The sequence below is a fragment of the Alicyclobacillus dauci genome (assembly GCF_026651605.1).
GTDB lineage: Bacteria > Bacillota > Bacilli > Alicyclobacillales > Alicyclobacillaceae > Alicyclobacillus > Alicyclobacillus dauci.
Genome location: NZ_CP104064.1, coordinates 4,100,140 through 4,126,104, shown reverse-complemented (window position 1 = coordinate 4,126,104; position 25,965 = coordinate 4,100,140). Strand labels below are relative to the sequence as shown.

Genomic DNA, 25,965 nt, shown 5'->3' with positions numbered 1-25,965 from the left:
GGAAACTGCCGTGTCGTTTGCAGCTGATACAAAAAAAGAACTCACTCAAATTGAAGAAAACGCTTGTTGCGCGAAGAGTGAATTACGTGCCATCCTGGCTCTTGGTGCCTTTTTTGTATCTGTGGATGGACGTCGACAGATGATCGTTGAGACGGAAAACGTCGCAACAGCCCGCCGAATCTATACATCGCTGAAGGAACAATTCGACAGTCGACCGGAAGTCATTGTTCGAAAGAAAATGCGGTTGAAAAAGAACAACGTCTACGCCATTCGCCTGCCTGGTCCGCAAGCTGAAAGCATTTTACACGAGCTCGGGTGGCAGGGAGAAATGTCGGATGGTCCGGTTGCGCCAGAATGCCCGCTGCCAGTGGAAGATTGCTGCAGGAGAGCGTTTTTGCGGGGGGCATTTTTAGCGGGCGGATCGGTCAATGCACCAGGCAGTTCCTCGTACCATTTAGAGATGTACGTGGGTGCACATGTACTCGCAAATCAAGTGCTTTTTTTGATGAACGAGTTTGAACTTCACGCAAGACAGACGCCGCGCAAAAAGGGATACATTGTGTACCTTAAAGAGGGCGAGAAGATTGTTGACTTCTTAAATTTGATCGGCGCCGTTCAAGCGCTGTTAAAATTTGAGGACAGACGCATACTCAAAGGGATGCGCAACCAGGTAAATAGGCTCGTCAATTGCGAGACCGCAAACATGAACAAGACCATTGCGGCGGCTGTTCGACAGATAGAAATGATACGCTACGTGGATCATCGAATGGGCCTTGGCCAACTCCCTGACCACTTGCGCGAGGTCGCTGAGCTAAGGCTGAAATATCCGGAGGCGAATCTCCAGGAGTTGTGTGAACGCCTTGGAAATCGTGTTTCCAAGTCGGGACTGAACCACCGGTTTAAAAAAATCGAGGACATTGCGCAGAACTTGCGCGCAGGCGGAACCGCATAGTCAGAATGTCGTCATAATTGTGCGACATATCGCTGTTGTACTGGATTTTTCCGTGCTATACTGTAAGGCAATATACAGAGAAGTTTGGTGATCACGATGGTTCAACTCGAAGTTGAAGTGAAATTGCAGGGAGGACTCTTTGCGCGGGCTGCTGCGAACTTTGTGCAAGCTGCCAACCGCTTCCGATCCGAAGTGTTTTTGGAGAAAGACGGAAGAACGGTAAACGCGAAGAGTATCATGGGCGTCATGTCCCTCGCGGTTGCGTCCGGACAGATGATTGTCGTCCGTGCAAACGGATCGGATGAAGAACAGGCCGCCACACAATTGGCTCAATTTGTTCAAACAGAACAACTAAACTGACACGAGGGCAAGTCGTGCACCCCGTTCTGTCCACATAAGCTTGGTCATAGACTAGGTTATGGGCTCAGACAAGGGGGTCTACTGCATGAAGGTGCGCCTTGGTAAGCGGCGGCGTCTGCCCGTTCCTGTCTACTTGATATTGCTTTTTGTCGCATGTTTTTCGGTGTTTGAGGCTTACCGGTGGGTCATGCCTTTTGTGGCACGCAATCCTCTGTACCACGAGGTGACCATCGGAGAGTCTGTCATCAATAGTTGGCGATATGGCGGTGAGGACGAGGAAGGGTATCTGCGATTTTACGATACATCGTCCGGACAGACGGCGGTGTTGCCTCCAACCTCGAAATTGTTCGGAGCCGACGGCCAGTTCGTCGTGCTCGAAAGCGCCAGTCCTGGCTCCCTCACATTTGCCGAACCTCTCGAAAGCGCTCCGCCCATTTGGTACGCCATTATGCTTCTGTTCGCGGGCCTGTCTCTCTGGCTCATCATGTACCGAATGAAGGTCGGACGCAAAAAACGAATGCACATGCGTAAGCAATCACCCGCTTCTTCCATCCTCTCGGGCCTCGGGAAAACTTCGCAGACCCGTCGTTTTCGTCCTGCAAAAAAACAGCGTCCACGCTTCTTCCGTTGACACATCACAGGGTGACAATGACTTTGTGTTTTTATCAAGTCATGGTAACCTATAGTGAAGAGTGGCTTTACGGACTGAGGAGGGGCGTGTGTGGCGCTACGAGCAGGCCGCGTTCAACAGATTCACAAGCGTGAGGAACGTGGAATTGATCGGTCAAATGAAACATTTACAATCGAAAAGTTCTTTCGTCGACCGGGCCTAGTGGTCGTCCAACGTCCTGCATTCGAACACGGATACAGCAATCACCTGCGAGAGATATATCCACAGTGGGGGATTGCGGTTAGTACCTGTCTAAATCAAGGGGTGCCTATCAAACACCCGAGACTTCGGTTTGATCACTACGTCGATCTCGTCAAGGTATGGGAAGACCAGGAGTATATCTACGTTGAGGATATGTATGTGGACGTGCTCCTATACGAGCGATCGTACTACCACGTCATTGACCTTGAGGAATTTGGAGAAGCTTTGTTCTCCAGACAGGTGAGTATGGCCGAGGCAAGGCGCGTGTTGGAGAATACGCAGAAATTTGTGGACAGCATGAAGCGCAGTCGATTGTCTTATCAAGTGTGGAAACATAAATACGGAATTCATCGTCGTCACTTGTGACATGCTCTCGAAATGTGTTGTCCGGCGAACGGACGGTCGTTTGGTGATCGAGACCTTCAGTCGGACAACCAAATAGCATAGAAAAGGAGACAGAGTTTCTCAACTCTGCCCCACCGAGCGCTGTCCCAAATTCAGCTTTCGATTTCCCGCATGACTTCCTCTGCAATGTTGGATGCCACGCCCTGTGACTTCGACGATCCGCCCGCAGAGCCGCTTGCAGATCCACTCGCAGATCCACCCATACGCGAACCCATATTGGTTTTCCGCACGGCTTCCCAAGCGGCAATCCCAACACTGGCACCAACGACTAATGCGGTCATGGTACCCATACCGTTTCTCCGCCTTGGCATCATCCGGTAACGCATAGAGTTAGCCACGGTGTTCATCAAACCAAACATGGAAGCACCCCCTCGTCAATTATTCTGTCCTCGTTTTCGGTTTGTATAATGAACTTGTACCTTCATTAAAGGAGGATTTTCAAGGAATTGCGGAAGAGCTCGGAAAGCCTGGTCGACTTCGGGCATAAGCTTGTATCGTGGTACGAACTCCACAAACGGCCACTGCCATGGCGTGAAACATCGGATCCATATCGCATTCTCGTCAGTGAGACAATGCTCCAGCAAACGCGTGTGGAAACCGTTATTCCCTATTACCATCGTTTTCTCCGCCGATATCCCGACATTCGGGCGCTGGCGGAAGCGGATGAAGCGGACGTCATGAAGTTGTGGCAAGGTCTAGGTTACTATTCTCGGGCTCGGAACCTGCAACGGGCAATGCAAACCGTTGTTTCCGATCACGGCGGCATCATCCCTCAAGACACGAAACAGGTACAGGCACTACCTGGCGTTGGACCCTACACAACAGGCGCGGTCATGAGTATCGCCTATAACCAGCCTGTTGCGGCGGTGGATGGGAATGTGCTCAGAGTGATGTCGAGGTATTTAGGAATAGCTGATCCAATTGATGACAAGCATGTGAAAGCGGACATCACGAATCACGTTCAAACTGCTGTCGAACACAGTGTTCCAAAGCTGTTTACGCAAGCTCTAATGGAGCTCGGTGCAACAGTATGTACGCCGCGGCGACCACAGTGCCTAGTTTGTCCCGTCCAGGATGAATGCACCGCACGGAGCACGGGGCAAGTGGATGAGTTGCCTCGAAAGCGGCCTAAGAAAAAACGTAAACAGCGCGTTATAGTGGCACTTTGGGTGGAACAAAACGGTGAATTAGTCGTCGAACAGCGGGGAAGCGATGGGCTTTTGGCCGGCATGTGGCAATTGCCCCATGTTGAACTCGGTGTAGATGAAGCGACGCCACAGGCCATGCTCGCCGCGGCTGAAAGTCGCCTTGACCAATTGTTTCCGGGGAACGGCATCAAGGTGGCCAACGAGGTTCGCGAGGGCACAGATGGACTTCTCCAATTTGCGCAAATTGCGGAAGCGAAGCACATTTTCACGCACCTCGAATGGCGCGTTTGTGTCATGCGGCCTGTTGGTTATCATGATATCAAGTCTGGACAAGGTGACTTACAGGGTGCAGAGTTTGTACCAATTCATGATTTACAACGTTTGGTATGGCCGAAAGTGTATGAAAAGATTTTACACGAGATCCTGGGAGTGGACGTTGCCACTCGGGACCTCGTCACACGGTGACCTAGAAACGGAGGCGTCAAAATGGAAGCTTATACCCTGTCACAGAACAGATTGCTTGGACGTGTTTTCTTTGGTCTATTTGGCACGCTGCTTGCTGCCTTGGTCGGCGTCGGTGTGGGCACGCAAATTCCCATGGGGATGATTGCGGTTCTCAGTTTGGTCGAACTCGTCATGATTTTTGTTGCGATGTTTCGGCAGAGAAAGAAAGCCATTGGGTTCGGCTTTGTCTACGCGTTTACGTTCATCTCGGGCGTGACCCTGTGGCCCATTGTTCACCAGTACGCGATGACGCTTGGCGCCGGTCTGGTTCTAAAGGCATTGGCGGTGTCAGCCGGATCGTTTCTCATCGCAGCTATCGTGGCATCCCGGACATCACTTGATTTCTCGTTTCTCGGCGGTTTTTTGTTCGTGGGCCTGATGGCGATTTTGCTCATGGGGCTGGTTTCTCTGTTCACTGGCTTTTCGTCCCTTGCCAGTCTCATTTACTCACTGCTCGGAATTGCCATTTTTATCGGGTACATCCTGTTTGATGTGAACCGAATCGCTCGCTACGGAATTGCGGAGCAACAGGTCCCGTGGGTAGTGCTCTCACTGTACTTGGACTTTGTCAATCTGTTCCTGTTTGTTCTTCGCTTGATGGGCGTTTTGGGGTCGTCGGATCGGCGCTGATGGTGCTCTGCACTGGAGTGAAAAAGCCCGGTTGCAAACGTTACTGAGATGGGTATACTGGAGAACAAGACATGTAAAATCCTATGCAGCACAGCAACGGTTGGATTGGCACTAATTCGTGTTTGATCGCGTCATCATTTTCGGTTCCGAGGGAATCACAAAAATGTGGTCGACATATAGAGACCTGGTGGTTGGTGCAAACCAGGAGCGCCCCCAACAAACTCGGTGTGAAGGAGCTCATCCGAACGAATTTCGTGTAGGATGGGACGCGAACCTGGCGTTACGGGTGAGTGGAAGCGACACACTTGTGTCCTTCAACGTAGGTGGTACCGCGGGAATCATGCCTCTCGTCCTATATGGACGGGGGGCTTTTTGCATGAAGGTTGCGCGGAAGGTTCACAGTTCGCTGGGACGCCTAGCCGCTATTTCAGGAGGATTAGTCATGGAGTATCAGTCAAAACGGATCGAAGAGAAATGGAAAAGTCGTTGGCAGGAAAGCGGTGTGCACCAGGCCAACAAAAACGATGCAAAGCCGAAATATTACTGTTTGGATATGTTCCCGTATCCCTCTGGTAACGGGCTACACGTCGGCCACTGGCGCGGATATACAATTTCCGACGTGTGGAGTCGATTCAAGCGGCTACACGGTTACGAGATTTTACATCCAATGGGTTGGGACGCATTCGGGCTGCCTGCAGAAAACTATGCCATTCAGCACGGCGTACACCCGCGGATTGCAACAGAGAAGAATGTAGCGAATTTTAAGCGTCAGCTTGAGGAAATCGGGGCCATGTACGATTGGGATCGAGAGATTAACACGACGGACCCCGAATACTATCGCTGGACACAATACTTTTTCGTCAAGATGTACGAACGGGGCTTGGCCTATCGGAAGAAAATGCCTATCAACTGGTGCCCGTCCTGTAAGACCGGTCTGGCCAACGAGGAAGTCGTGGACGGCAAGTGTGAGCGGTGCGGCTCCGAAGTGACGAAAAAAGAAATGTACCAGTGGATGCTGAAAATCACCGCATATGCGGACAGGCTGTTGGATGACTTGGACGACCTGGATTGGCCAGAGCATGTGAAGCGGATGCAACGGGCGTGGATTGGCCGCAGTGAAGGTGCGAGAATTCGTTTCAAGTTGGTCGATCACGACGACGAGATCGAAGTCTTTTCCACCCGCCCGGACACCATTTACGGTGCGACGTACATGGTCTTGGCACCTGAGCACCCGCTCGTCGAGAAAATCACTACCGCGGAGCAAAAGGACGCTGTCGACGCGTATGTTCAAGAGGCGATGCACAAGTCCAACATCGAGCGGCAAATTGTCGACAAGACCAAGACGGGTGTATTCTCAGGAGCGTACGTCAAGCATCCGCTGGTGGACAGGAAGCTGCCTGTGTGGATCGCTGACTACGTGCTCATGGACTACGGTACAGGCGCTATCATGGCAGTTCCGGCGCATGATGAGCGCGACTTTGAGTTCGCAGAGCAGTTTGGGCTGGAGATCATTCAGGTTGTAGAGGGCAGTGATGGACCTGCAGAAGGGTTGTATACGGGGGACGGGGTCCTCATCAACTCAGAGAGCCTAAATGGACTGTCCGTGGATGTGGGAAAACGAGCAGCTATCGAGTTGCTGAAGAAATCTGGCCAAGCGGAGGCGACCGTCAACTACCGTCTACGCGATTGGGTCTTTGCAAGGCAACGCTATTGGGGCGAACCGATCCCGATTGTCCACTGCGAAAAGTGCGGCATCGTACCTGTTCCCGTGGAGGAACTGCCCATCCGGTTGCCGGACGTCGAACGGTACGAACCGACCGGCACGGGAGAATCGCCGCTCGCGGCCATCGAGGAGTTTGTTCACACCAGCTGTCCGAAGTGTCACGGGCCGGCTCGTCGGGAAACAGATACGATGCCGCAATGGGCGGGATCGTGCTGGTATTTCTTACGTTACGCCGATCCCCACAACAACGAAGCGCCGTTCTCCAAGGAAGCTATTGATTATTGGCTGCCTGTGGACATGTACATCGGCGGTGTCGAACATGCGGTGTTGCACCTATTGTATTCGCGATTCTACACAAAATTCATATACGATCTCGGTTTGATCCAGTTCAACGAACCGTTCACTCGACTGTTTACACAAGGTATGATCACTTTAAATGGCGCGAAGATGAGCAAATCAAAGGGGAATGTCGTCAATCCCGATGACATCATCCGCGATTACGGTGTGGATGCACTTCGGATGTACGAAATGTTCGTTGGGCCGCCGGAGGACGAGGCAGAGTGGAATACAAACGGCTTGGAAGGCGTGTCTCGCTTCTTGCAACGCGTCTATCGACTGGTCGCAGCACATTCTACGAGTCCGGTTGCCGAACGAGATTCTTTGACGAAACTTCGGCATCGCTTTGTTGCAGCCCTGACGGAACGGATGGAAAGCTTCCGGTTTAACACAGCCGTGAGCGCATTTATGGAATATCTGAACGCCCTCACGACCGAGGCTAAAGCAGGTCTGGACAAAGCGACGTTGGAAACGTTGACCGTCTGTATCGCACCGTTTGCACCTCACCTCGGAGAAGAGTTGTGGGAAATGCTTGGCCATAAGGTATCCGTCTTCGAGAGTGTTTGGCCCACGTATGAAGAAAAATGGTTGAAAGACGACGAAGTGGAAATTGCGGTACAGGTGAACGGACGTGTTCGTTCCAAAGTCACTGTGCCTGCAGACGTGTCGCAAGCTGAGGCTATCCGTGTGGCAAAGGAACTCCCCGAAATGGCAGAGTGGTTGGACGGGAAACAAATCGTCAAGGAAATTTACGTCACGGGTCGGCTCGTCAACATTGTAGTTAAGGGGTAATCCGTTCACGCTGGGCACTGTAGCACTGGACACTGTGGAAGGAAATGATTAGTAAAGCGCGAATACGAAATGGGCGGGACGTTGTTCCTGCCCATTTGTGCTGGAGAAGAGGATTTGCATTGGCTGAACAATCCCGTGGACAAAAACTGTATATGCAAATCGCTGAACAAATTCGGGTAATGATAGAGAATGGTGGACTGTTGCCGGGGGACAGACTTCCTCCGTTAAAGACACTGGCTGAGGAGTTCGCCTGCAGTCGGGCAACTGTCCGTGAAGCACTGGGGTCCTTGCGCGGACAAGGACTGGTGGAGTTTCGCCACGGCGATGGGACATATGTACGTACGGCCAGCGTTGAAATGTGGATGCAACCGCTGGATGCGGCAGTTCTGCTCGGGACCGACCAAGTAAAGGACTTAATTGAACTTCAGACCGCTATCTTGGCCGCCATTGCCTCGGCGGCTGCCAAACGGCGGTCCGAACAGGATTATTCTGCCCTGTCGCGCGCACTGTTTGACTTAGAGGCAAGCAGCCGACACAGTGAACACAGAATCGCCAGTGAACTACACTTCTATGCCGTGCTTGCTGAGTGTGCCGACAATGCGGTATTAGAAAACACCTTTCGCGTGCTTCAAGAGGCCCTGAGAAGCAGTCTTCGACTGTTGAGTCCCAAGCGGGAGCTGGGATTAAAGACCTGTCGCGCGGTCTATGACGCCGTACAAATGGAACAACCGGACGTTGCGCGTGAAATTATGTACGGGTACGGAGAACACCTGCTGCAAATGGCTCGACAAAGCCGTCGGCCCAAAATTTAAGAAAGCGCTTTAAAAGCGACGAGATATAGTGTAAACTATAAATGTAAGCGCTATCAGCCGATCGTTGAAAGGTTGATTCTTTTATGGCACCTAAATTGCTCGTTGCTTCATTTCACGCAGAGGAAAAGCCATATGTGGATAATGCCCTCGTGGACGGAATTGACATTCGGATTCTAGATTGTTTTGAGGAAACTCATAAAATCATTCATTCATGGTATCCAGGGCGGATTATTCATGCACCTGCGCATCGTATACCGGTCAAACGAGCCGTTGAAGAGGAATCATTTGATGTCGCCATCGTGCACGAATCTAAAGATGACTTCGTGAGAACGGCGCTTCTTGCTCAGACCCTAAGGGATGCACGTGTGCGTCATGTCCTGGTCGTCACATCTGACGTCGCCCGTACGCCGATTTACCGTCGATGCGGTGCACATCAAGTTGTCGTTTCATCGGATCTTGAAGAAGTGTGGAAACAGGTCCACACGCACTTGCTTGTTCAAGTATCAGCATCCTAATTGCTTGACTGATCTTAAAATTCTGATGCCTGGACGGGATTTCGACTCTCGAGTTGAAATCCCGTCTTTTCGTGCATGCTTGTGGTATCATGTTAGCGATCCACTAAACTATTTGTGCACGTTATCCTGAGTTAAATTATTACATAAATTGTACACATAGGAGGGTTCTACGTGTCCGCGTCAGTTCGTTTTCTGTTTTTCCTCTTTGCTCTTTTCACAATGGTCTGTTTCGCACTTGGATCAGTCATGATGGCACAGGGACATGGGTGGTTAGCAACGCTGTTCTTCGTCCTCGCAGTCGTTTTAGCCGCTTGCGGTTTCGTTGCGAAGCGCCGAGTCATGCCCCGTCCACAATCGTAGTCTGGTCCCCTGGAAGGAGACTTTCGTTTGCGAGCAACTCGTCATCAATTAGAATTGCGCCGGTATTATTGGCGGGTTTTAGAAGTCTTCTTGATGCTTGCTTTTATTGTGGTATTCGCGCTTTTGCTCGGGTTTTTAATGAAATACATTCTACCGTTTGTCATTGGGTGGATTTTTGCCATTCTGTTGATACCGATCGTGCGATGGATGGAGCACCGGTCCATTCCACGCTTGACTGCCGTGCTCATCGTTCTCGTTTGCACGGTTGCGCTCGTTCTTGCTGTATCGGCGGGTATTGTCATTGGCACCGCACGCGAGGCGTCGGCGTTCCTTGTAAACAGTCAAGCGTTTGTCCATGTTGAGAGTAACTTTATTCAAGAAAAGTTAGTTGCGACGCAAGTCCTCTACGGACAATTACCAACTCAACTTTCCAATCAAATTGACACGACGCTCCAGCAGTTTGCACGTGGTATCGAGGCCTCCGTGAGTAGATTTGTATCATCCGTACTGGGTTCGTTTGCACATTTGCCCGAGACATTGTTTGTCGGAGTTATTGGTGTTGTCACAACGTTTTTCATACTTCTTCGGCGAGAACGCATGATGAAGTCGTTCTTTCGAATTGTTCCACCCGGTTGGGACAAAAAGTTAAACAGCATTTTAAGTGACATGTCGAGAGCATTTTTGGGAACGATTCGCGTCCAATTTATCTTAATGTGCATGTCGGCTGTCCTCGGTGTCATTGGCATGTATGTTCTGGGAATCCCATACGCTGTCTTGCTCGGCATCCTATTTGCGCTAACTGGACTCGTTCCCATGCTGGGATCAGCCCTGTTGACGGTTCCTTGGGCGATTGGTGCACTTCTTCTCGGTGATGTATCCATGGCTATTAAAGTGATCGGGCTCCAACTCGTCATTTCGCTCATACGGCACATGGTCGAACCGAAGATACTGGCGGAGTCCGTAGGCTTGGATACGCTGTCCACCCTGTTTGCTTTATATGTTGGTTTAAAGTTAATTGGAGTTGTCGGATTATTTATTGGGCCGATTTTACTCATTGGTGCGAAAGGTTTACTCCGTACACATCTCTTCGTTGATTTGTTACCTCATTTTACGGAGGTGGAAGATGAGTCGAGGGGAGGAGCCGGGTCTTGAAGCTTGTGAGTGTGCATACGGACGGATCGATACACAGAACATGGTTGAATGTTCGCAAGACCGTGAGCAGGGGGATCTATCTCATTTCCCCCAAGTCGCCTGTTCTGGAGTCAGATGGGACCAGTTGGTCCAGTGACTATCCGGTTGTGGCTTTCTTTTGGCCGCGTTCATTTTTTCAAGTGTTCATGTTGCTAAAAGAAACAGGCACGGACTATTACTGTAACGTCACCCTGCCACCTGTCATAGGGAACGATGTTGTCTTTGTGGATTTGGATTTAGATGTTGTCGTTACAGGTGGACAAGCTGAGGTCGTGGACAGAAGAGAGTTTGATGAGCGTAAAGTTGCGTATCAGTCTGAGTGGATTGAAAATGCCCAGACTGCAGCAACCACGTTAATGTCGTTGGCCGAGAACCGGTGGGGCCCGTTTCACCCCGCCACCGCGTTGCGATGGCGGGCTTTATATCACTACCAGTTCAATTAACTGTCTGAATGCGCGCGATTGCTGTCACCCAAGAGTCGTCGAGCACGTTCCATAATAGCGAATAATGTTCGAGAGTCCTCTTCGAGTTGTTCGGGGCTGACTGATTTCTCAATGGTTGTTTGCTGTGAAGATAGTTGTTCCTGCAAGGATTCGACTTGCGCAGCAAGTGCGTGTTTTTCTTTCTCAATCTGGGTTAAGTATGTCCGTAGTTTCTGATATTGAGCGTCATATGTTTGTAGGAATTCGATGACGTCTTTCATCGACTCACTTGTCGCACTGGTATCAATCGTCTCTGTGGAGGGGGATTCAGAGACAATCGTTGCAACAACTATCGATCCCGCGTTTTTGCGAGCTTGTTTCGCAGCGGCTATTTCTGTGCGGTAATCCTTGCGAACGACGCCGTTCCAACGGTAACCGCAGGCGGCCGGCGTTCGTCCTAGCAAACTTGCCGCTTCTTCGAATGCTTTCAATTGAGTGCTGCCACTCCGGATATGTTGCAAAACTAGGTCCGCTAAACGCGTATCGTCGTCAGGTGTCCACGCATCTGAGCGAGAAGCCCATTTTTCTACCGTTTGCAAGGTGATTCCTCCCTCTAGTCTGTACTATACTTTATTTCCATGATGTACAAGATTCATACCGAGCCTCTATGGGCTGTTCAATATCATGCTATGATTGATTTTCGAAATCGTGACCATTTCCACTCAAATTTCGTAGAAACATCTTGATGATGGGCTTGTCAAGCTTGTCATTTTCGACAAAACACGAACAGGAGTTCGTGTTTTTCCGTCGAATGATGTCACATGAACGGCTGTACAACCTGTTTTTTTGTGATAGAGAGGTGCACTAGGATGAATTTGGAACAACTGCTGGGTGAATGGGAAAGAGATGCTTCGTTTATGGAGCAGATCGCCGCGTGGAGGGTCACTGAGGCAAAACCAGGACAGTTTCGGTCCATACCGCGCACAGTTCATCCGGAGGTCCTGGAAGCTCTCAGCAAACGGGGGATTAACCAACTGTTCAGCCACCAAGATGAAGCTTGGCAAGCGGTTCGCGAGGGGCGTGACACGATGATTGTCACACCAACCGCGAGCGGTAAGACTCTCTGTTACAACTTGCCTGTCCTCAACGCCGTTTGCGAAGATAAATCCGCGAGAGCACTGTACATATTTCCGACTAAGGCACTTGCGCAGGACCAGGTTGCCGAGTTGAACGAACTCATCGATCACGTTCGTACAGAAATTCATTCCTTCACGTACGACGGTGACACGCCCATGCACGCGAGGCAGAAAATTCGCGAGGCGGGGCATATTGTTGTCACCAATCCAGACATGCTGCACGCGGCCATTTTGCCGCACCACACGAAGTGGTTGCGGTTGTTCGAGAACCTTAAATACATCGTCGTGGACGAAACCCATATCTACCGCGGGGTGTTTGGCAGCCACTTTGCCAACGTGCTTCGGCGACTGGAGCGGATTTGCGCATTTTATGGCTCCAAACCGCAATACATTATGAGTTCAGCCACCATTCAGAACCCGGGTGAGCTCGCTCACTTGTTAACGGGCAGAGCGGTCCACGTGATCGATCAGTCTGGTGCGCCACAGGGAGAGCGACACACGCTTCTATACAATCCCCCCATTGTCCACAAAAAACTCGGTCTTCGTAAGTCTAGTCTTCAGGTTGCCCGCCGGATCGCAGGTCGCCTGTTGCATGAGGACATTGCCACCATTGCGTTCGTGAAGACACGAACACAAGTCGAGGTCCTGTCATCGTACCTCAAGGGTGACGCCAAGGAGCGCTTACAGGGCGGCATCGTCGGTTACCGAGGCGGCTATTTGCCCAGTGAGCGGCGGGCCATCGAGCGAGGCCTGAGAAGCGGTCAATTGCGGGGCGTGGTCAGTACAAACGCACTGGAGCTCGGCGTGGATATCGGTTCTCTTGATGCGTCCATCACCGTCGGATATCCGGGGTCCATCGCTTCTGTCCTGCAGCAGAGCGGGCGCGCTGGGAGGCGCAAAGGCGTTTCTCTGGCCATGTACATCGCCAATGCTTCAGCACTGGATCAATACCTTGTCCACCATCCTGAAGCCGTGCTAGATGCCTCGCCGGAATCCGCCCGAATCTACCCAGATAACCTGTTAATCTTGATGGATCACCTAAAGTGTGCGGCGTACGAGATCCCGTTTGCAGCAACTGAGTCGTTTTCTGTCGAAACCACGAGTGAATTGTTGGAATACCTTGCAGACACTCGAGTTTTACACAAAGGGCGGGACCAAAAGTTCTACTGGATGGCGGATGCATTGCCGAGTCACGGGGTGTCGCTACGGAGTGCTGCCCAGGAAAATGTCGTCATCATCGACGAGACAAGTCCCCGCCCTCAAGTCATTGGTGAGACCGACCGGTTCAGTGCGCTGACGACACTTCACGAGGAAGCCATCTATCTTCACCAGTCCAGGTCATTTCAAGTGGAGCGGCTTGATTTGGATAACGGTAAGGCTTTTGTCCGTGCCGTCGACGCGGATTACTACACGGATGCGGAATTGGCGGTGCGTCTGCAAGTGCTGGATGAACTTGAGCAGATGGAGGATGCCGATCGGGCTGTTCACACATTTGGTGAAGTGGCTGTCAACGCGACGCCTACATTGTTCAAGAAAATCAAGTTCGATACGCACGAAAATCTCGGTTGGGGCCGTATTCACTTGCCTGAGGCGGAATTGCATACCACCTCTTACTGGTGTAGTTGGCACCCTGATGCGTTCAATTTTGATCAAGACACGTGGGAAAGTGCGTTAAAGGGTATGGGACATGTGCTCAAGCATGCTGCAGCACTGCACTGCATGTGTTCGCAGCCGGATTTACACGTAACTGTTCAAGTCCGCGATCCGCTCCGTGCCCGCCCAACTTTGTACATTTATGATGCGTACCCGGGGGGGATTGGGCTGTCTGAGCGGATCTATCGCGATAGAGATCAGATCCTTTCCTCTGCTTTCGACATGGTTCGTCATTGCGAGTGTTCGGATGGCTGCCCCTCCTGCGTTGGGCCAGGAACGCCAGATGAGGAGCTGAAGCAACGCGTCATGTTGCTGTTGAAATCGTCCTTGTCAGACATGAGTGAACTGCAGGAGGCGTAGTCCATGGGAAGGAGCTTAATGGACAGGTTGCGTTCTCTGGAGCAGTCTGTTCGCCAGAACGTTCAATCGACCGCGCCATCAGCGAATGATCATCCGAGCGGCGATTCAAACGAAGTTCTCCGTCATCTTGCTGAGAACAAGGCGACCTTTGCCGAAGCGGATTCTGGCAGGACAGAGGAACTATCACCGGAGCGGTCTTTGTCAGAGGCCGCATTTGAGCCTTGCCTGACACCGTATGGACGCTGTTGGCGCCGTAAAACGTCATTTGATCTGTACACCAAACATGGACACTATCTGTTTGCTGATATCCTTGCTACTGACTTTGCAGGGTTGTCAAAGTTGGCAAAGTCCCAAATTGATGTGGAGCGTCTTCGCTTCTACGATGTTGAGACGAATGGACTGGGCACCGGCGCGGGGACGTTTCCCTTTCTGCATACGATTGGGTGTATTGATGAGGACGAATTTATTGTTACACAGTACTTCGTCGATGACTATGACGCGGAGGCAGCTGTACTGTTTGCAATCGGCGAGAACCATTTACTGGATGACGCCATCATTGTAACCTTCAATGGCAAATCGTTTGATTGGCCGTTGTTACAGAATCGCAGGGTGATGCATCAGTTTCCGCGCCTTGAGCGAGTGCAACTGGATCTCCTTCATCCAAGTCGCCGTTTGTTCAAAGGCCAACTTTCTCGCGTCAAGCTGGTCGATCTCGAGGAACACGTATTGGGCCTCACCCGCATTGACGACTTACCTGGCGGCGAAGCACCGGAAAGGTACTTTCGCTATCTCGATACGCGCGATGTTCGGGACGTCGAGCCTGTGTTTGGGCACAACGTGCTCGATGTTTGTTCACTTGTGACGTTGCAGGTTGCCATCGCAAGGCTCTTGAATGGGGAACAGAAGGATCTTCCATCCCAGACACACATCGCGCTGGCGACATGGTATGATGCCTGGCACGACATTCACGCAGCTGGCGCATCTTATGAAGCTGCTGTATCAGCATCGGACGCCGATTGGAAATCACACTGGCTGTACAGCATGTTTCTCAAACGGCGGCGCGATGACCATGCGGCATGCCAAGTCTGGTGGACGATGGCACGCGAATACCCAGATCATATTGAGCCGCTCGTTGAACTGGCCAAGTGTTACGAGCACCGCCAAAAGGATCTCGATCTCGCTCTGCAAACCGCAGAAGAAGCTTTGCGGCGGATCGTTCAAGTGAAGCAGCCAACATTCCACATTCCACACCGTGTTTCATCAAGCGACGACAGTTTGGGCCAGACTCCAGCTGATCCGCTCGCAGTTGCGCTGAAGCACCGAATACAGCGAATTGAACGAAAGAGATCGCGGCTGAAGCGAGATTAAAATGCCCTGTGATTGGCTGATCTCATAGGGATGCCTGTCGCTACAGGATTGACTGATAAAATGTTTTCGAATTCTCGTTGGTCTGCCGCTTGCACACGACTTAGGTCTTGTCTAGTGTTATAGATAACGCAGTGGAGTGGAGGACTGTTCCCGTGTTTTCTGGATTTCACGACGAAGATTTTGACGTATTCTCTGTCCCGGGTTTGGATGCTCGAATGGACGCCATTAAAACACACGTGCGGCCGAAACTGGAAGTGCTCGGCACACACTTTCAGTCCTACTTGGCCCCACGCATTGGTGACGAAGTCTACGCACATGTTGCCAAGCATGCACGCCGTACGGTCAATCCACCGAACGACACGTGGGTGGCCTTCAGCACAAATGCCCGGGGTTACAAACAACACCAGCACTTTCAAATCGGTTTGTGGCAGACACATATGTTTGTCACGTTTGGCTATATTTACGAAGCACCGAATAAATCATCATTCGGCGTCACATTGGAACAGAAGGCGGCACTCGTACATGATATGCTCCCGGAGCAGTTTGTCTGGATTCCGGATCATACAAGTCCCGAATCCATTCCCGGGTCAGATGTCGATGAGCCACAGATTGTGCAATTTGCGAAACGGTTGCAGACCGTAAAGAAGGCAGAGTTGCTCGTTGGTGCGAGATGGCCGCGCGAGCAAGTCGTGGATTGGGACGGGGAGCGTTTTCTGGCGAACGCGGAAGACGTCATGGAAAAGCTCGTTCCTCTATACCAATTGACGCCAGGAAGCTTGACTTAAGTGTGTGGTGCCGAGCATACATTAGGGTGTCGTTGGTTTGCGCACCGAGTGAGGTGAAGTTGTGCAAATCCACCTACTACATGTAAATGATGTTCACAGTCAACTGGAGAGTTACATGCGGCTCGGATGGCAATTGAGATCGTTGCGATCTTCTCTTCAAGCTGCTGGGCACGTAGTACTCACGTTCGATCTCGGCGATTTACTCGACCGAGTTCGTCCCGAGACGGAAGCCTCGATGGGCGTGATCAATGCCGATATGTGTGCGAAGCTTGGCGTGGATGGTTGGGTCTTCGGGAACAATGAAGGGTTGACGATTCCAGTTGCCGATTGGCCCATCTTGGCGGAGCGGGCTCACACCATCGTTTTCGGAACGAATCTCAAACAGAGTACGAATGTGCCGTTCCACTTTTTCCATGACTATCACATATACGAAGTCCAAGGTGTACGCGTCGGCGTGTTCGGGGTTACGCCAAATTACCGACTTCCCTACGATATGTTGAAAGTCCATGCGGAGGACCCGTACCAGCGAGCACAGGACATAGTCGCTCGCCTGCAAGCTGAGGACTGTGACATTGTCGTCTGTTTGTCACACCTGGGCCTCAATGCCGATCACGCCATGGCCAATCAAGTCGACGGCATCGATGTCATCCTCGGTGGCCACACGCACCAGTTCATGAAGGCCGCTGAATGGACACGCGGGACCGCCATTTTTCAACCGGGCAAACACGCGCGCGTATTCGGCCACACGACGTTGACCCTGGATGCGAGCCGCCGGGTAACAGACGTCGTCTCTCGAGCGGTTCCAGTGCATCTGGATACGCCCTACGACGAAGCCATGTTAGCGGCCTACGAGGCGCATATGCCGCAAGTTCAGTCTGTATTGCACCGGCAGGCCGCAGCGTTGCCCGAGCGACTCCCCGTTGACTACGACGATGAGTCGGTTTTTGCCAATCTGTTGGCGGACGTCCTCTACGACGAGTTTCCCGGCGACTTTAGTCTAATGATGACGGGGGCATTGAATGCCAGCCTGTTGCCTGGGCCAATTCAGTTAGAGCACCTCTTGGGTGCGTGTCCCACGCCGACACGTCCTATTGTCGTTGGCCTGAAAGGTAGCGAGATCTATGATGTGCTTCGTCAGGGGATCGAGCGCGAGACATATGCGCGACGCGGCATCGGTTTCGGTTTTCGAGGCGGACAAATTGGTTACTTAGTCGTCTCAGGAGCGACGATTGTTCTGTCGAACGGCGATGACGGTGAGCTGTTTGTAAGCGAGATCAGGGTCCAAGATCAGCCCATCGATCCCGATACAATCTACCGTGTCATCACCTGTGAGTATCTGTGGCTGTCGCCTGTCTTCGCACCGTTTCGCCAGGCGCGAGACATCTCATATCAGCCGCCGCTCGTACGAGAGGTCCTCTTCGCTCGTCTGCACGATGAAGGGCGCCTAGCGCGAGCGAAGACACGGCGCTATGTCCGGCCTGGCAGGCGTGCAGAGGGAGAGAGACTACAATGACGCTGATGACAAAACGAGAAACCGTCGAAGTGATGGAAAAACTGCGGGATCGATACCCGGATGCCCGCTGTGCGCTCAACTTTACGACACCTTTCGAACTGCTCATTGCCACGATGTTGTCCGCTCAGTGTACGGATGTTCGCGTGAACATCGTCACGGAGTGGTTGTTCAAAAAGTATCACGGGCCAGAAGATTTCGCTTCCGTGTCGCCGGAGGAACTTCAAGAGGACATTCGGGATGTTGGCCTATTCCGCAACAAAGCCCAAAACATCATTGCGGCCAGTCAACTCCTGTTGGAGAAATACGGTGGTGTTGTGCCGGCGGATCGAGAGGCGCTCATGTCTCTTCCTGGCGTTGGTCGGAAAACGGCAAATGTCGTCTTATCGAATGCATTTGACATTCCGGCGCTCGCAGTGGACACGCACGTCCTCCGCGTCTCAAACCGCATCGGTCTCGCAAACAGTGACAGTCCAGACGAGACAGAACAGCTCATCTGTCGAAGAGTGCCGAAGGACATGTGGTCGCAGGCGCACCACTGGTTGATTCACCATGGCAGGCAGATTTGCGCAGCGAGGAAACCAAAATGTGAGGCGTGTCCCATCACTTCACATTGTCAATATTATCGACGCCACCACAAAGCATGACGCCATCAAATCTCGCTGCAGGTTTGCGATATCACGAAGGGGGTTCAAGGGATGTGGTGGAAACGCGGCTTTATCATTTTACTTTCGTTGAACATTCTTGTATTTGCCGGCGGGTTGATTTTACTCGACACCTTTCCGGCGGCAAATTCCCCTCGCGTTAAGCAAATTGAACAACAGCAAGCACCGGGGCAGACCACCTCTGTTCAATTGGTACTCGGTCAAGATGCCATCAACACATACATGGACTACGCTCTGTCGCAACAGGCCGATGTGCATAAGGTACTCGATTATGCACACATCCAATTTGCATCGACATGGAATTGCGATCTCGGCGTCAAGTTGATGGATAAAGTGGTACCGTTTCATCTCGTGCTGGTACCGACGGTCGTGGGTGGCAACCTGTATTTGCAGGTGAAAAGTGCCGCAATGGGCCAAGTTCCCGTGCCGAACAGCCTGCTGTTCTTGATGCTAAAACATTTACCTTGGCCCGACTGGATCGGACTGGACGTACCACACCAAACGCTGCAACTCAACCTCACTAAGCGCCCCCAGAACCCGTACGGTGTCCGAATCATTGGCTATTCAGCTCAAACACAGCAGCTGAGCCTAGAAATCACAATGGTTCCCAAGGCACTCATGAACAGCGGATCCGCGTCCTAACCCGTTATAAGTGAGCAAACAATCTGCATATATGGAGGACTGAGCATAACCTCTGCTCTAGTGTAGCACGCTAAGGGAGATTCTAGGAGCGGGGGGATACACTGGTGCAGAGCACACTCGGATCAATGTTAAAGCGCTTGGTCACCGTTGAGGAGTCGGGCCTGGAAGACGAATTTACATTAGATGACGACGAGAGTGATACAAGCTATCAAGAAGAGGGCGACAAGCCCCAGTCGGAAGAAGTGAACTTCACGAGCGCGGAGAACAAGATCGATTCCCGCCGACCGATGTCCCTACAAGAATACGTTCGAAAGGGAGCAGAGGTTTACGACGATGCAGTTCGTAAGGCTCATACGGGTCAAGACGAAGAACTTCCAGTGGACATTGACGAGATGAAAGCGCGGCTTGAACGGTTTTTTCACCTTCCGCAAAACAAGGATATTGTCGTACGTGAATTTAAGGTGGGCGTCGACACACAGCGCCCATGGCCGGGTCTCGCCGTTTTTGTCGACGGTATGGCGGATAAAACCACTATCAATAGCTTTATCCTTGAGCCCCTCATGCTGCTGACCCACTTGGTCGACGAGGACCCGAAACGGAAAATTGAGTATATCTCCGAAACACTTGTACCTGGAAACCAATCGGACATGGTTGAGAAGTGGTCACAGGTTGTGGCAGCTGTCCTTACTGGATCGACGGTGGTCATGCTGGATGGTTGTAATGCTGCCTTGGTCGTGGAAACGAAAGGGTGGGAACACCGCTCCGTCAATACACCGCAGACAGAAGCGGTCGTACGCGGGGCACACGACGCGTTTACGGAAAGTTTCCGCGCAAATACGGGTCTTGTGCGTGCGAGGCTGCGCAGTGAGCACTTAGTGACGGAGATGCTGAGCGTGGGGAACTTGGCACGCACCGATGTCGCGGTCATGTACATTCACGGCGTCACAAACCCAAAGTTGGTTCGCGAGGTTCGTCGCCGGATCCAGGCTATTGATGTGGACTACTTACAGGATAGCGGTGTATTAGAACAGTTTATCGAGGATCAACCGAAAATGCTGATCCCGCAAACGATGTCTACGGAGCGGCCGGATCGGGTTGCCGCATCATTAGCCGAAGGATATGTGGCCATTTTTGTGGGGAACAGTCCGTATGCACTCATTGTACCTGTGGTGCTGTGGTCACTCATTCATACGTCAGAAGACGCAAACCTCCGTTACCCTGCAGGGACATTTATCCGCTGTCTGCGCGGGTTTGCACTGTTTGTCGCCTTGCTAATGCCAGCTCTCTATGTCGCGATAACAAATTACCAGCCCGAAATGATCCCGACTGACTTAATGCTTGCTATCGCTGGAAGCCGCGAGCAAGTCCCGTTTCCGGTCATCGTGGAGATTCTCCTCATGGAATTCGCCATCGAACTCATACGTGAGGCGGGGATTCGGATTCCCAGTGTCATTGGGCCGACGATTGGCATCGTAGGTGCTTTGATCATCGGCCAGGCCGCCGTCCAGGCGGGGATTGTCAGTCCACTGTTGGTCATTATCGTAGCGACAACTGCACTCGCAAGTTTTACGATACCAAACTACAACCTCAGTATGGCCGTCCGAATAATGCGGTTTGTCTTTCTCGTCGGTGCCGCAACGCTCGGGTTCTACGGAATCGCCATTTTGTTGTGCGTCTACGTTGTGCGTCTTACGATGTTGAAATCGTTCGGCGTTCCGGTCATGGCTCCCATTGCCCCGAATTATAAAAGTTCCAAAGACGTTCTCTTGCGCGGCCCAGTGTTCGCAATGAACAAGCGCCCAGAATTTCTACATACCTTGCGTAGTTGGCGTCAGCAACCTGTGACACGCCCGTGGAGCGCTAAGTCGACGAAGCGGCCGGGTTTGAGAAAGAAAGGTGACAAGAGTAAATGAGGAATCAACAGGCGAAGGCGAAAGTGAAAGCGAACGAATTGACCGCTATGCTGATGATTTTTGTCACCACCAATGCTTTCTTAACTTACCCGCGATATATCAGCCGATCGGCCTACGAAGCAGCATGGATGGAGACAGTCATTTCTGGGATTGGGACATTAGTTTTGTTTCTCATTGTCGAGAAAATTTTCAGACGTTATTTCCGGAATCTGGACATTGTCGAGGTTTCAAAAGAGGTGTTTGGCCGTGTCGGTGCAGCCGTCGTGGCGGTGGTGTTCGCTGTTTACTTTCTCTGCTCCACAGCTGCGGTTGTTCGAGAGTTTACAGAAAATGTGGTGAGCACGGTCTTGCCCGCAACACCCATTCTCCTTGTGGGCGCTGTCTTTATGTTTGCCGTTGGCTACATTGCTTACGCTGGGTTGGAGGGCATTTGCCGGACGGCCTACATTTTTCTCCCAATACTGCTCGTTGGAACTTTGGGGCTATGCGTAGCAACAATGAATTGGTGGCACTTTACGTACTTGTTTCCCCTTTGGGGAACCGGGGTTCCGCGGATACTCTCCGGATCGCTTCAATATAGTTCGATTTTCGCAAATGTGTTGTTGCTTACAATTGTGTACCCACACGTGCATGACGCTGCCAAGAAAATGCGTCAGATTGGATTTGTGAGCATCATCGGATCGACCGCCCTGCTCACGGCGCTGGTTTTGACGTATCTGATGGTCTTTCCCGCAGTGGAAACGGGACAGTCGTCATTTGCAATGTACCGGCTCGCTCGAGTGATTCACCTTGGACCATTTTTCCAAAGGGTCGAGAGTGTGTTCATATTTCTTTGGGTCACTTCAGCGACCGTGAAAATGGCGGTTACGTTGTGGGGCGCCGCGTACCTGATTGGCAAAGCATTCGGTTGGCCCAGTTACCGCCCTGGCATTCCTGCCTTATCGCTCATTTCGTTTTCACTGGGCATGTGGTTGGAAAATTGGATCGAAGTGATCAACTTGGACGCGAAATATCTCATGCGTTGGGGATGGTTAGTTGTGTTCGCTTTGCCGCTGGCGATTGTCCTAGTTGGGATGCTCGGTCAGAAGGTAAAAGGCAATCGATCTCGTCCCGACGGCTCAAGAAGAAGGAGAGGGAAACTGCAAAATGTTTAAATTTCTCACTGCCATGATCATCCCAGTGCTCATTTTCATTTACACGCTTTCGTTCACGCGCTGGCTATCCAAAAGGCACCATACTTCAGCCGCAGCATCGGTTGCTCTTCTAGCCGTCATTTCCCTTTGCTTCAGTGGTGCTTCATTGTGGCGCATGCTTACCTAGACGGACTTACCTGGAGGGAGCAGTTTGACCAAATGGTGCCCCCGTTATATGCTGTGGACAATGCGGGGGATCTGCATTGCTTTACATTCTCTGTCGAATGGAGGAGACAACGCACCCGTGGAAGATATCAAAGAGGTTGTCGTTTACACGGACGGCGCATGCTCTAGGAATCCTGGTCCTGGAGGATGGGCCGCTGTTTTAAAATATGGGGAACATATCAAAGAAATTTCCGGCGGTGAGCGCCACACGACAAATCAGCGGATGGAGATAACGGCTGCCGTAGAGGCACTCAAGACACTAAAAGAACCATGCAAAGTCACACTCCATTCTGATTCCGCCTATGTCGTCAACTGTTTTAAGCAAAAGTGGTATGTGAATTGGCAGAAGAACGGCTGGCGAAACAGCAAGGGAGATGCCGTTCAGAACCGAGACTTGTGGGAGGCACTTATCGCCGCCATGGAGCCACACAAAGTTGACATGAAGAAAGTAAAAGGACACGCCGGCGTGGCATGGAACGAGCGTTGCGACGAACTGGCTAGGGCGGCCATTCCCAAATGACGAGCAGTACGGTGACACTTGAACGCCTGGAGCAACTTGCGGAAAAAATAGGACTACAGGAAATCGGTGTAACTGATGCATCGCCCTTCCCAGAACTCATTCCGTGGCTTGAGGCGTATGAACAGCGTGGGCGGACGGGCTTTGAGGCATCCGATATTGAACAACGGATCAACCCCAAACTATGGATGCCCGGAGCGAACAGCATTATTGTCGCGACGTTGCCTTATTTGACTGAGGAAGGCATAAGCACGGCCCGATCACACCCCAGAGGCCGACAACACGGACAGGCATCTTGCTACACGTACGGGGTAGATTACCACACCGTTCTTAGTCGTCTGCTCCATGAATTGCATAAAGCAATGGAAGCCGAAGTAGGACATTCCATCGATGCAAAGCTGTCCGTTGATACGTCACCGCTGGTGGATCGGCGCATGGCAGAGCGGGCTGGACTCGGTTGGATCGGTAAGAATAGCATGTTCTATAGCGATCGCTACGGGTCTTTTGTATTCCTGGGTGCAATGCTCGTGGACATAGCGATTGATGTACCGAGGGCAGTCAAGCCACTGATCGGATATAAATGCGGAACCTGTAATCTTTGTTTGACTGCTTGTCCAACTGGCGCAATTATCGCACCGGGCGTTATCGACGCAACGCGATGCCTGTCGTATATTACACAAATGAAGGGTGTCATTCCATCCGAGTTCAGGACGAAACTTGGGCGACGGGTGTGGGGCTGTGATGTCTGCCAGTGGGCTTGTCCGGAAAATCGAAACGTGGATCGTTCAAGGTTAAGTGTGTTTGGACCGACCAGCGAATTGGCATATCCGGATTTACTTGAGATCCTACATCTTTCCAATCGGCAATTCACGAGGCTATATGGACATACCTCTATGGCGTGGAGAGGATTGCGCACACTGCAACGAAATGCGCTCATTGCGCTTGGCAATGCAGGAAATCAAGGAGCCGTACCGGATATCGCAACCTTTCTTCAACACAATCGAGTCGAACTTCGGATCAGTGCCGCCTGGGCACTCGGCCAAATCGGAGGCCAAGCAGCATATGAAGCACTGAAGACTGCCTTAGACAAGGAAGAGGACGAAGCGGTGATTGAAGAGTTGAGAAATGGAGTGAGTGCGTGCTATGGGCGCCGTTGATGGAAGAGTAATGAGAATGAAGGTCGAGGAATTATCCTTCCGAACGCTGCACACTCGTTTAGGTGACTTTCATTTGATCACGTGCGAACGAGGCTTGACCTATGCCGCTTGGGCTATATCACCCGAACTTCAGGAGTTTGTTTCCGCGCACAAGTCGGGACCGACTGCACAGGCGTACGCCGATGCAGCGGAGCGGCAACTGACTGACTACTTGAGTGGAGACCTTCAAGAATTCTCCCTTCCGCTCGTTGTTGAAGGCACATCGTTTCAACGAGCGGTGTGGGATGCGCTTTGCCAAATTCCGTATGGAGAGACATGGTCGTACCGTGACGTGGCAACGCATATCGGCAAACCCTTGGCTGTCCGTGCCGTTGGCCAGGCCAACCGAGCCAATGGCATCGCGGTCGTCATCCCTTGTCATCGCGTCATCGGTTCCAGCGGGGCACTCGTCGGCTACGCGGGGAGTGCGACAGACATCAAGGAACAACTGCTCAACATTGAAAGGCCGTCAGCCATTGTCAATGGATAGGCCTTGAACTTGATCGGATAATGATCGCAAAAAATGTTGACGACGTTCCTCTTGTTGAGCATAAGCTTGAAGCTCAGTTGTTTGTGCCCCATCGGCGAAATAGTGATACCTGGTATGGGCTAGACGCCAAGCACGATATGGGAACTTCAGTAGGGCCTGCACCAGTTGGTATTCCACCTTGGGCATGCTTTTGACGGCATTAAAATGGAGAAAGCAAGCATAAGCCATGTCGCCGTTCCAGTTCGTCAATTGAAGGCTTCGCCGCAATAGGTGCGCGATGTCGAGTGCCCGGGGCGCGAATGCAGACAGTTCGAAATCAATTAGATGAACATGATGGTCGGGTCCATAGAGGCAGTTTCCAGGTATCACATCCAAGTGGCAGATACCTGGCTGGGCCTCGTCGCTCTGCAAAAACGCCACACATTCGCTGCGTTGAAGCAGTTGAAGACTTTCCGCTGCATCGTTCTGCAACTGCGATTTTAGTGATACAAACAATGTGTCAAAGGCGTCCTTATCCTCTTTTGCCTCTGAGCGTGTCAGCAACTGGCGCAAGTCCCGGTTACGCTGCTGTGTCATACTGAACAAGTCAAATACCGGACTGGGTGTGAACTTGTCTGACGAGAAGCCACGTGTCGCTTCGTGAAACTGTGCTAACGCGTAAGCTGTCTGTGCAACATGTTCTGCCAATGCAAAATTCGCAGGTTGACCGTCAACCCACTCTGTCGCATAGTACACGTTTCCGTCGTACATGAGACCAGGAGCCTTTTTTGCTGTCAGTAAAAAACGGCTGTATCGAGTAAAACCCTGTTTTTGGGAGAAGTTTAAAGCTCGATGAATGAAGCGCACGTGTGGCATGGCCAATTGTGTTCGCTTCACGGCGTAGCGTTTGCCGTCTGTTGTATGGACGCGTAGCACGCCGGAGAGTTGTTCCTTGCGCTCCACTTGAAATGGAAATCGTTCAAGAACGGGCTGCGGAATTTGCATGGTCAGAGATCGTGACGCGGACGGTGCTCTCCCGTATCGCGCATTGTTCGTACCAGTTATACGGTGAACTTCAGCCTCCTTCACATAAGGGGATGTGTTGGATACCGATTTTCGCTTGGACGAATGAGCCGAATCATTCGGTGATCCAGACGCGGTCGGTAGGGTTGTGCTGCGATCCCCGCTGGAACCATGTGCCTCTGTATTTTTATCATCGTCGTGAGTTCGCGACTGCTTATTCGAAGCTGTTTTCAACTCGAATTGTTTCTGCAGGAAATAGGGGGGCTTTGTGAATTCCGAATATAGGAGTTCCAACCAGTCGGGCATGCGCTGTCGCTTTGCCATTTTCATCACCTGACTTACTTGATGA

26 protein-coding genes are annotated in these 25,965 nt (G+C 51.7%); 23 read left to right on the top strand and 3 right to left on the bottom strand.

What is annotated here, in order from left to right:
- The first annotated feature begins 10 nt into the window (after window positions 1-10).
- From whiA to NZD86_RS20670, 4 genes are all read left to right on the top strand, one after another.
- A complete protein-coding gene (gene whiA / locus NZD86_RS20685) occupies window positions 11-952 on the top strand; it encodes a DNA-binding protein WhiA (protein ID WP_268043951.1) in 942 nt (313 codons plus the stop codon).
- A gap of 96 nt (window positions 953-1,048) precedes the next feature.
- Window positions 1,049-1,312 carry an HPr family phosphocarrier protein gene (locus NZD86_RS20680; protein WP_268043950.1) on the top strand — a complete coding sequence of 88 codons (264 nt, stop codon included), beginning with the start codon at window positions 1,049-1,051 and terminating at the stop codon, window positions 1,310-1,312.
- 85 nt (window positions 1,313-1,397) lie between these two features.
- Complete coding sequence (locus NZD86_RS20675) at window positions 1,398-1,943, top strand: hypothetical protein (RefSeq protein ID WP_268043948.1); 546 nt, start codon at window positions 1,398-1,400, stop codon at window positions 1,941-1,943.
- 90 nt (window positions 1,944-2,033) lie between these two features.
- The gene (locus NZD86_RS20670; protein ID WP_268043947.1) at window positions 2,034-2,549 is read left to right on the top strand and encodes a DUF402 domain-containing protein; all 516 of its coding nucleotides are present in this window, start codon (window positions 2,034-2,036) and stop codon (window positions 2,547-2,549) included.
- A gap of 131 nt (window positions 2,550-2,680) precedes the next feature.
- Here NZD86_RS20670 and NZD86_RS20665 read toward each other — a convergent pair whose 3' ends face one another.
- A complete protein-coding gene (locus NZD86_RS20665; RefSeq protein WP_268043946.1) occupies window positions 2,681-2,947 on the bottom strand; it encodes a hypothetical protein in 267 nt (88 codons plus the stop codon).
- Window positions 2,948-3,034: 87 nt separating this feature from the next.
- Here NZD86_RS20665 and mutY point away from each other — a divergent pair, with 87 nt between their 5' ends.
- The 8 genes from mutY to NZD86_RS20625 all read left to right on the top strand — a co-directional run bounded on the left by mutY (window position 3,035) and on the right by NZD86_RS20625 (window position 11,042).
- A complete protein-coding gene (gene mutY, locus NZD86_RS20660) occupies window positions 3,035-4,201 on the top strand; it encodes an A/G-specific adenine glycosylase (RefSeq protein ID WP_268043945.1) in 1,167 nt (388 codons plus the stop codon).
- A 21-nt stretch (window positions 4,202-4,222) separates the two neighbouring features.
- Window positions 4,223-4,870 carry a Bax inhibitor-1/YccA family protein gene (locus tag NZD86_RS20655; RefSeq protein WP_268043944.1) on the top strand — a complete coding sequence of 216 codons (648 nt, stop codon included), beginning with the start codon at window positions 4,223-4,225 and terminating at the stop codon, window positions 4,868-4,870.
- Between the two features lie 442 nt (window positions 4,871-5,312).
- Window positions 5,313-7,721 (top strand): leucine--tRNA ligase, encoded by a 2,409-nt coding sequence (gene leuS / locus NZD86_RS20650; protein WP_268043943.1) that lies wholly within the window; start codon window positions 5,313-5,315, stop codon window positions 7,719-7,721.
- Window positions 7,722-7,840: 119 nt separating this feature from the next.
- Window positions 7,841-8,533 carry a FadR/GntR family transcriptional regulator gene (locus NZD86_RS20645; RefSeq protein WP_268043942.1) on the top strand — a complete coding sequence of 231 codons (693 nt, stop codon included), beginning with the start codon at window positions 7,841-7,843 and terminating at the stop codon, window positions 8,531-8,533.
- A gap of 83 nt (window positions 8,534-8,616) precedes the next feature.
- Complete coding sequence (locus NZD86_RS20640) at window positions 8,617-9,048, top strand: hypothetical protein (protein ID WP_268043941.1); 432 nt, start codon at window positions 8,617-8,619, stop codon at window positions 9,046-9,048.
- A 171-nt stretch (window positions 9,049-9,219) separates the two neighbouring features.
- Complete coding sequence (locus tag NZD86_RS20635; RefSeq protein ID WP_268043940.1) at window positions 9,220-9,408, top strand: hypothetical protein; 189 nt, start codon at window positions 9,220-9,222, stop codon at window positions 9,406-9,408.
- A gap of 27 nt (window positions 9,409-9,435) precedes the next feature.
- Window positions 9,436-10,560, top strand: a complete 1,125-nt coding sequence (ytvI, locus tag NZD86_RS20630) for a sporulation integral membrane protein YtvI (RefSeq protein ID WP_268043939.1) — start codon at window positions 9,436-9,438, stop codon at window positions 10,558-10,560.
- A 5-nt stretch (window positions 10,561-10,565) separates the two neighbouring features.
- The gene (locus NZD86_RS20625) at window positions 10,566-11,042 is read left to right on the top strand and encodes a DUF402 domain-containing protein (protein ID WP_268046986.1); all 477 of its coding nucleotides are present in this window, start codon (window positions 10,566-10,568) and stop codon (window positions 11,040-11,042) included.
- Here NZD86_RS20625 and NZD86_RS20620 read toward each other — a convergent pair.
- Window positions 11,039-11,620: an RsfA family transcriptional regulator gene (locus NZD86_RS20620; RefSeq protein ID WP_268043938.1), complete on the bottom strand. Its 582-nt coding sequence runs from the start codon at window positions 11,618-11,620 to the stop codon at window positions 11,039-11,041. The two genes, NZD86_RS20625 and NZD86_RS20620, sit on opposite strands and share 4 nt — an antisense overlap.
- 270 nt (window positions 11,621-11,890) lie before the next feature.
- On the opposite strand from NZD86_RS20620, the gene NZD86_RS20615 reads away from it, so the two are divergent.
- The 11 genes from NZD86_RS20615 to NZD86_RS20565 all read left to right on the top strand — a co-directional run bounded on the left by NZD86_RS20615 (window position 11,891) and on the right by NZD86_RS20565 (window position 24,614).
- The gene (locus NZD86_RS20615; RefSeq protein ID WP_268043937.1) at window positions 11,891-14,170 is read left to right on the top strand and encodes a DEAD/DEAH box helicase; all 2,280 of its coding nucleotides are present in this window, start codon (window positions 11,891-11,893) and stop codon (window positions 14,168-14,170) included.
- 3 nt (window positions 14,171-14,173) lie between these two features.
- Entirely contained in the window at window positions 14,174-15,538 is a 1,365-nt protein-coding gene (locus NZD86_RS20610) for a ribonuclease H-like domain-containing protein (RefSeq protein WP_268043936.1), read from the top strand.
- Window positions 15,539-15,690: 152 nt separating this feature from the next.
- Entirely contained in the window at window positions 15,691-16,323 is a 633-nt protein-coding gene (locus tag NZD86_RS20605; RefSeq protein WP_268043935.1) for a YktB family protein, read from the top strand.
- Between the two features lie 61 nt (window positions 16,324-16,384).
- Entirely contained in the window at window positions 16,385-17,836 is a 1,452-nt protein-coding gene (locus tag NZD86_RS20600; RefSeq protein ID WP_268043934.1) for a bifunctional metallophosphatase/5'-nucleotidase, read from the top strand.
- Window positions 17,833-18,480, top strand: coding sequence for an endonuclease III (gene nth, locus NZD86_RS20595; RefSeq protein WP_268043933.1), 648 nt, complete (start codon window positions 17,833-17,835; stop codon window positions 18,478-18,480). Before NZD86_RS20600 ends, nth begins: the two co-directional genes overlap by 4 nt.
- A 51-nt stretch (window positions 18,481-18,531) precedes the next feature.
- Entirely contained in the window at window positions 18,532-19,140 is a 609-nt protein-coding gene (locus NZD86_RS20590) for a DUF2140 family protein (RefSeq protein ID WP_268043932.1), read from the top strand.
- 104 nt (window positions 19,141-19,244) lie between these two features.
- Window positions 19,245-21,053 (top strand): spore germination protein, encoded by a 1,809-nt coding sequence (locus tag NZD86_RS20585; RefSeq protein WP_268043931.1) that lies wholly within the window; start codon window positions 19,245-19,247, stop codon window positions 21,051-21,053.
- The gene (locus NZD86_RS20580; RefSeq protein WP_268043930.1) at window positions 21,050-22,207 is read left to right on the top strand and encodes a GerAB/ArcD/ProY family transporter; all 1,158 of its coding nucleotides are present in this window, start codon (window positions 21,050-21,052) and stop codon (window positions 22,205-22,207) included. The genes NZD86_RS20585 and NZD86_RS20580 overlap by 4 nt, the downstream gene beginning before the upstream one ends.
- 292 nt (window positions 22,208-22,499) lie before the next feature.
- Window positions 22,500-22,931 (top strand): ribonuclease HI, encoded by a 432-nt coding sequence (rnhA, locus tag NZD86_RS20575; RefSeq protein ID WP_268046985.1) that lies wholly within the window; start codon window positions 22,500-22,502, stop codon window positions 22,929-22,931.
- The gene (gene queG, locus NZD86_RS20570; RefSeq protein WP_268043929.1) at window positions 22,928-24,085 is read left to right on the top strand and encodes a tRNA epoxyqueuosine(34) reductase QueG; all 1,158 of its coding nucleotides are present in this window, start codon (window positions 22,928-22,930) and stop codon (window positions 24,083-24,085) included. Before rnhA ends, queG begins: the two co-directional genes overlap by 4 nt.
- Window positions 24,086-24,101: 16 nt before the next feature.
- Window positions 24,102-24,614, top strand: coding sequence for a methylated-DNA--[protein]-cysteine S-methyltransferase (locus tag NZD86_RS20565; protein ID WP_268043928.1), 513 nt, complete (start codon window positions 24,102-24,104; stop codon window positions 24,612-24,614).
- Here the strand turns inward: NZD86_RS20565 and NZD86_RS20560 are convergent.
- The gene (locus tag NZD86_RS20560) at window positions 24,594-25,940 is read right to left on the bottom strand and encodes a phosphotransferase (RefSeq protein ID WP_268043927.1); all 1,347 of its coding nucleotides are present in this window, start codon (window positions 25,938-25,940) and stop codon (window positions 24,594-24,596) included. The two genes, NZD86_RS20565 and NZD86_RS20560, sit on opposite strands and share 21 nt — an antisense overlap.
- Window positions 25,941-25,965 lie beyond the last annotated feature (25 nt).

Coding starts and splice junctions, on each gene's coding strand:
- NZD86_RS20680 (WP_268043950.1), top strand. CDS start 1,049: ATGGTTCAACTCGAAGTTGAAGTGAAATTGCAGGGAGGACTCTTTGCG.
- NZD86_RS20675 (WP_268043948.1), top strand. CDS start 1,398: ATGAAGGTGCGCCTTGGTAAGCGGCGGCGTCTGCCCGTTCCTGTCTAC.
- NZD86_RS20665 (WP_268043946.1), bottom strand. CDS start 2,947: ATGTTTGGTTTGATGAACACCGTGGCTAACTCTATGCGTTACCGGATG.
- NZD86_RS20655 (WP_268043944.1), top strand. CDS start 4,223: ATGGAAGCTTATACCCTGTCACAGAACAGATTGCTTGGACGTGTTTTC.
- leuS (WP_268043943.1), top strand. CDS start 5,313: ATGGAGTATCAGTCAAAACGGATCGAAGAGAAATGGAAAAGTCGTTGG.
- NZD86_RS20640 (WP_268043941.1), top strand. CDS start 8,617: ATGGCACCTAAATTGCTCGTTGCTTCATTTCACGCAGAGGAAAAGCCA.
- NZD86_RS20615 (WP_268043937.1), top strand. CDS start 11,891: ATGAATTTGGAACAACTGCTGGGTGAATGGGAAAGAGATGCTTCGTTT.
- NZD86_RS20610 (WP_268043936.1), top strand. CDS start 14,174: ATGGGAAGGAGCTTAATGGACAGGTTGCGTTCTCTGGAGCAGTCTGTT.
- nth (WP_268043933.1), top strand. CDS start 17,833: ATGACGCTGATGACAAAACGAGAAACCGTCGAAGTGATGGAAAAACTG.
- NZD86_RS20590 (WP_268043932.1), top strand. CDS start 18,532: ATGTGGTGGAAACGCGGCTTTATCATTTTACTTTCGTTGAACATTCTT.
- NZD86_RS20580 (WP_268043930.1), top strand. CDS start 21,050: ATGAGGAATCAACAGGCGAAGGCGAAAGTGAAAGCGAACGAATTGACC.
- queG (WP_268043929.1), top strand. CDS start 22,928: ATGACGAGCAGTACGGTGACACTTGAACGCCTGGAGCAACTTGCGGAA.
- NZD86_RS20565 (WP_268043928.1), top strand. CDS start 24,102: ATGAAGGTCGAGGAATTATCCTTCCGAACGCTGCACACTCGTTTAGGT.
- NZD86_RS20560 (WP_268043927.1), bottom strand. CDS start 25,940: ATGGCAAAGCGACAGCGCATGCCCGACTGGTTGGAACTCCTATATTCG.